Below are 6,322 nucleotides of genomic sequence, written 5' to 3'. Positions count from 1 at the left end.
CGAACACAGAAGTTAAGCTTCTTTACGCCAAAAGTAGTTGGTGGGAAACTACCCGCGAGGATAGGAAGCTGCCACGCAATTCAGTTGGAGGTCTGTTAATTCAGACCTCCTTTTTTTGTCGTCAAAATGTAATATAATAAAATACGAAAACTCTATACTTATTTAATATTAGGCGTAAAATATTTTAATGATACAAGTGTATTAAAATTCTTTTTATCTAATTAATTTTTATATTTATTGTCAAAAAATTCACCTATATTACTTAGGTTGGGAATTGAATGTAAAAAAAGTAAAATAATGGTTACTAAGTTTTATTTTTTTTGCTTTCATCAGTAATAAATTTATTAATTTTATTAATAAAAACAAGTGTAATTTTTTACTATGATATAATTTATTTAACCTGGGGGTGGCATTATTGGATAGTTTTACTGACTTATTCTTATCTAAATCGGAAATAGAAAAAATTCAATTGTTTAATAAGATCAAATTGATCAGAACTACACAATTGGCTAGTGCCGATCTAATCGGTACGTATCGCAATCGTAATATAGTTGTGAAAGACATTAATCTACGTAAGGCTGCTTATCAAATGAATAAGAGCTACGGAAGTGTCTATAATACTTTCTTAGGAATTCAAGAAGATTTCTATGATATATTGGGTAAAAAAGATTACTCAGTTGAAGAAATGTTCACTGTGACGCGCGACGGTTACCATGCGTATTTGACTACAAGATCTGATGGTTATCTCTTCTTAGATGCAATTGTTAAAGGAAAAGAAACATCATTTAAACAATTCTACACAGATCTTAATAGTAGTAAAGCTACGGTATTGCGCCACTTGAAACCTGTAAGAAGTTATTTGAAGCGATTTGGTGTACGAATCGCTTATGAACCTATGCGCTTTGTCGGCGATGAGGAAGCTATTCGTTTAGCCATTGCCGCATTGTATTGGAATGCTACAAGAGGATTTGTCTGGCCATTTGAGGACTTTACAAAGGAAACTGCCTTTAAGGTAGTTGATATTGCATTAGATAAGTATCGTATGAAGCCAACAAATCAAATTACTAAATTATTCTATGCATATGTAGTTATGGCTCATCTATATAGAATTATCGGTGGTAACCATATGCAAAATATGGATGCTTTGAATGTGATTAATTATCCATTCCCTAATATCTTTGAGGGTGCTAGTGAAATGCTTGAAGGTGACACTGGTAGTCCAAAGGTTAGAGAATTAAAACGTGCAATTAAGGAAGATGTTAGCTATGAGGAGCAAATGTTCCAATCAGCAGATTTTTACATTCTATTAATGTGCGTTCCAACTACTTTCGAAGTTTCAGATGAATACTTACAATCTGTATCTAAGCAGTTAGTTAGATATAATCCATTATTTGCAAACTTTATAGATGATTTCTTGGAACTTATTCCAATCGATGTAGAGCAAACAATTTCAGACATGGCTCTATCACATAAAGAATTTTTGCGTTACAAGTACAATCTAACTACTTGTATCATTGGCGTATTAGCCTTGGATCGTAATTATATGGAAATCTTGAACTTATATTCTGGATTTGGAGACGCAATTAGTAAGATTAATGATGAGAATTTGGAGAGCAAGATTGATTCTACTGTTCAACATTTGATGTTACGTGATAAGTACAATTCACTTAAAGGTAAATCAAAGGCTATTTCAGAGGCTATTTATGCTATTGCTTACCGTTTCTTCTCACTATACAACAAGGATATTCAAGTTAAGATTTACTTGGAATTAGAATCATTCTTCTTAGTTTATTCTGATCTTTCAGTGACATTACAGTCATTGCCATATGCCAAGATCGTTAGTGATCCACGTGAGGCAGATATTATTGTGACTGCTAATAGTGACAATTTACCTGAAGACCAGATGCGTAAAGACGCTTGTGTCTATCGTTGGATGTATAATGGTGTCGATGGACAAATGGGTGGCCTATTAAATCTTATTTATAAAATTTGGACAGAAGAAAAAGTTACACAGAATCCAAATCTTTAGTTTCATTTTGGTTGCTTTTTTTCTGAAAACATATTATGATGTAACTCGTGCGATGAGTCGAGAGCCGTCGAATTAGGACGGCACTTGTGGTAGGGTATCAAGCAACACTCGCAGGATTAGTGAGCGATATCTTCAGAAATTGTGTGAACCAATTGTCTGATTACTCATTAGAGTACTACCGTTTAAACCATGGTTGATTATGCCATGGTTTTTTTATTGCTAAAAATATAAAAAAATTTATCGAAGAGGTGAGAAAGATGCGTGCTCAAAGAATTTGGCTATTAATATTGAACATTACTTTTAATATGGTGATGGGGTTTATTTTGCCGGTCAATACGATTTTTATTCACAAGAATTTACATGAATCATTGACGACAGCGGGATTGGCTTTGATGGCTTATTCGATTTTTATGATGATTGGAAATGCCCTAGGTGGAGTTTTGTTTGATCGTTTTTCTAGGAGAGGAACACTTTATACTGGTTATATAATTGCAATTGCTTCATTGATTATCATGTCAATTCATCATGTATGGCCTACATATGCGTTCATGCTGGTTATTTTAGGATTTGGAATGGGATTATCATATACCGCAATTAATGCTTATACAGCCTTTGTGGCAGAGCAAATGGTAGGAGATAGTCGAACAATATTCAATATTATGTATTTGGCTGCTAATGTCGGTATTGCTGTTGGTTCAACTGCAGTTGGATTTATCTTTAAGCTCAGCATCTTTTTGACATTCTTTATTCCAGTTTTGTTATTCTTAATAAGTATTATTATTTTATTGTTTAAAGGAAATGCCTTGGATCAAACTAATGAAGCAGAACTTGAGAGACAATCTCACAACAAGTATGTTAGTTCTGATGTTGAAGATCCAAAGATAAAAATTGGTGCCAAGAGATTCAAGTTTAATTTAGTAGTTATTTGTTTATCTATCTTTATTGTTTGGTTAGGATATTCTCAATGGGATAGCAATATTTCAATCTATATGATTGATAATGGATTCTCAACACGTCAATTTGGACTTGTCTTTACATTTAACGCCGTATCACTGTTAATTATTCAACCAATAATGAATCGTGTTGCGTCGAGAGTATTTAAGTTGTTAAAGAATCAAATCTTTGTAGGAACAATCATTATGGGCTTGTCATTCACGCTATTGCCTGGTGCTAAAACTTATGGCATGTATATTTTGAGTATGTTGATACTTACAATTGGTGAATCAATTGTTTTCCCAACGATTCCAGCTTTATTAAGCAAAATGTCTACTAACAAAAATCGTGGGACATTCCAAAGTTTTTATAGTATCTTTGGTTCATTAGGACGCGCTTTGGGTCCTTATGTGGGTAGTTTAGTAATTACGATGATGTCATTTGCACATTTATTTATTGCTATTACGGTTATGATGATTGTTGTAGCATTTGCTATGGAGAGTGTTAAAGAATTAGGTTAGAGAGTGGAGAAAGCCGAGAAATCTTGAGCATTGCCTAGGATAACGTATGTGGCACGAAGTGACGCATTCGTTATCCGTAGCAAGCGCAGAGATTTGGCTTTCGCAACTCGTTTAAGGAGAAAAACTAATGACGATTATAATTTCAATCATAATCATAGTATTACTTCTGGTCGTTCTAATTCTGAACGCTCTTTTTTTATATCTTCAGAAACGTGGATCAAAAGCTTTAGGTGGAACAGCACCACAAATAAAGCGGGATCCTGGTTTGGATGAAAAAACTAATGAGTTTTTAAAGTTAAAAAAAGACATTTGGATGATAAAATCAAAGTTTAACGGAAATAAATTGGTCGGCTGGTTCACTCAAAATAATTCAGATGTGACTGTTATTTTGGTTCACGGTTTTGCGGTAGATCATACATCACTCAATATCCATGCTCAGTTATTTAATAATTTAGGATATAATGTCTTGCAGATTGATAATCAAGCTGCAGGTCAGAGTGAAGGCAAATATATGGGGTATGGTTATATCGAGAGTCGTGATTTAATCGATTGGATCAATGAAGTTGTAGCGCGTCGCCCAGATGATAAGATTGTCTTGTTTGGTGCTTCAATGGGTGCGGCAACTGTTATGTTGACATCAGGGGAGTCATTACCTGATAATGTGAGAGCAGTCATTGAGGATTCAGGCTATACTAGTGCAGAGGATATTCTTAGTTATCATTGTCAAAAGCGCTATAAAATAAAGGGACTATGGCTTATAAAGGGAGCTTCAATCATTTCCAAGATTCGAGCCGGTTTCTTTTATGGTCAAGCTGATTGCCAAAAGGCGTTAGCTAAGAATCATTTACCTGTTTTATTTATGCATGGAGCAAATGATTTTACAGTGCCAATTGAAATGGAAAAAAAGTTATCCACCTGTGGAAACTTTTCTAGAATGGTTTATGATAGTTTGGGTGTTCATATAAGAAGTTATTATGTCGATTCAAAGAAATATCAGACAACTGTGGAAAAGTTTTTGGAACGTTATCTTTAGGAGGAAGTTATGAAAATCAAAATTAATGATTTTATTGAAAAAGTTACAGAAGGAACATTTAATCAAACTAGTTTGGAAGTTAGCAAAGACGACTTGCTACAAGAATCTCCTTGGGCATTGAACAAGGCCAAAGAACAAATGGATAAAGATCTTTCTGAAAACAAATTGTCACAAATTATGATTCACGTAGTTGATTCAGAATTTCCAATTGATTTTTATGTAGAATCCGGTGTTATTAATTTACCATTTGATGATGCAAAAAAAGTGACACATTTCTTCGATGACGATGATGAAGTTGAAACTAAAGTTTATTTATCTACTCGTTGTGATTATTTAAATGCTTCGAGATTTCACATTGATTTGATTTCAGAAAATGAAATAAATGATACAGAAATTAAACAAACTATGAGTATAATGAAAGAGAACTATGAAACTTCTGCTGAAAATTTCAAGAATAAAGATGAAAACGAAGTAGAGAAAGAAGATTAATTATGAATTCAATGTTGCTACTATTAGTTATGGGAATAGCAGCGGGTTGTCTTGGTGCCGTTTTAGGTATTGGTGGAGGGATGATCATAACGCCAATTTTGACGATTATGATGGGTCTTGATATTAAATATGCTATTGGTGCCAGTATCATCTCTGTTATTGCTACTAGTTCCGGATCCACAATCGCCTATCTAAAGGATGATATGCTGAATCTTCGTGTGGCTATGTTCTTGGAAATCGCCACCACAGTTGGTGCCATTATGGGTGCTTTATTAGTCGGAGTTTTCTCCAGTACTTTCTTATATGTTCTTTTTGGTTTCTTCTTACTTTATTCAACTTACAATATGATTCGTAAGCTAATGGATAAAAAAGGTGAATCAATCTATACTGGCGATGATAAAATTGTTAACAAACTTAATTTAGCCAGCACTTATTATGATAAAGCTGAACAAAAGCAAGTTGATTATTCAATGAAAAATGTTCCTGGTGGTTTTATCATGATGTGGGCTGCTGGTCTTGCCAGTGGATTGCTTGGTATTGGTAGTGGTGCTTTCAAAGTTATTGCTATGGATACAATTATGAAGATGCCGCTTAAGCCTTCAAGTGCAACTAGTAACTTGATGATGGGTGTTACAGCTGCTGCTAGTGCTACGGTTTATTTCTTTAATGGTTCGATCAGACCAGATATTGCTGGACCATTGGCAATCGGTGTTCTAGTTGGAGCTTTAATCGGTGCACGTGTAATGCAAGTATTGAAACCTAGAATTATTAGAATGATTTTTGTTCCTATTATCTTATATATGGGAGTACAAATGGTTCTTAAAGGATTTGGGGTGAACTTCTAATGCCTGATAAAAAAACAGATATTAAATCAATGCATGAGGAAACACGACAAGTTGAACTAGTGATTGGTAAGATACTTCGTATTGGCGTTATAACTTCCGCAATCGTTGTAATGATTGGAATCATTATGTATTTCATCAACGGTGGTGGCGGTTATGACGGAAACTTTCCTAGAAGATTTTCTGCAATATTTTCAGGAATAGCTGCTGGTAAGTCGTACGCCGTTATTATGTTGGGAATCTTTTTGTTGATCCTAACACCAGTTCTTCGTGTTGTTGTTTCAATCTATGCCTTTTATAAAGAACATGATAATTTATACGTTATTATTACAACTGCAGTTTTAATTATTTTGATATTTGCTATGATGATGGGATATCGTAGTTAAGATTTAAAAAACGGCTCTTTGTCAAATAGTATTGATGAATGATTTTTGGCCTATGGGCATCCTCAATGAGGATGCCTATTTTTATGCAC

The 6,322-nt window shown here is 34.1% G+C and carries 6 protein-coding genes; all 6 read left to right on the top strand.

Going from position 1 to position 6,322, the window contains the following annotated elements; all coding sequences use genetic code 11:
* The first annotated feature begins 415 nt into the window (after positions 1-415).
* The 6 genes from EKM79_RS12025 to EKM79_RS12000 all read left to right on the top strand — a co-directional run bounded on the left by EKM79_RS12025 (position 416) and on the right by EKM79_RS12000 (position 6,233).
* Entirely contained in the window at positions 416-2,029 is a 1,614-nt protein-coding gene (locus EKM79_RS12025; RefSeq protein ID WP_125569124.1) for a helix-turn-helix domain-containing protein, read from the top strand.
* A 257-nt stretch (positions 2,030-2,286) separates the two neighbouring features.
* A complete protein-coding gene (locus EKM79_RS12020) occupies positions 2,287-3,483 on the top strand; it encodes an MFS transporter (protein WP_125569122.1) in 1,197 nt (398 codons plus the stop codon).
* 127 nt (positions 3,484-3,610) lie between these two features.
* On the top strand, positions 3,611-4,516 hold the full coding sequence (locus EKM79_RS12015) for an alpha/beta hydrolase (protein WP_164506088.1): 906 nt from the start codon (positions 3,611-3,613) through the stop codon (positions 4,514-4,516).
* 9 nt (positions 4,517-4,525) lie between these two features.
* Positions 4,526-5,005, top strand: coding sequence for a hypothetical protein (locus EKM79_RS12010; protein WP_125569120.1), 480 nt, complete (start codon positions 4,526-4,528; stop codon positions 5,003-5,005).
* A gap of 2 nt (positions 5,006-5,007) precedes the next feature.
* Positions 5,008-5,850 carry a sulfite exporter TauE/SafE family protein gene (locus EKM79_RS12005; RefSeq protein ID WP_125569118.1) on the top strand — a complete coding sequence of 281 codons (843 nt, stop codon included), beginning with the start codon at positions 5,008-5,010 and terminating at the stop codon, positions 5,848-5,850.
* On the top strand, positions 5,850-6,233 hold the full coding sequence (locus EKM79_RS12000; RefSeq protein WP_125569116.1) for a DUF1634 domain-containing protein: 384 nt from the start codon (positions 5,850-5,852) through the stop codon (positions 6,231-6,233). Before EKM79_RS12005 ends, EKM79_RS12000 begins: the two co-directional genes overlap by 1 nt.
* Positions 6,234-6,322: the final 89 nt, after the last annotated feature.

Origin of the sequence: Companilactobacillus insicii (assembly GCF_003946015.1) — a bacterium.
GTDB classification, from domain to species: Bacteria; Bacillota; Bacilli; order Lactobacillales; family Lactobacillaceae; genus Companilactobacillus; species Companilactobacillus insicii.
The sequence above is the reverse complement of the archived record's forward strand: the minus strand, read 5'-3'. Positions and strand labels throughout refer to the sequence as shown.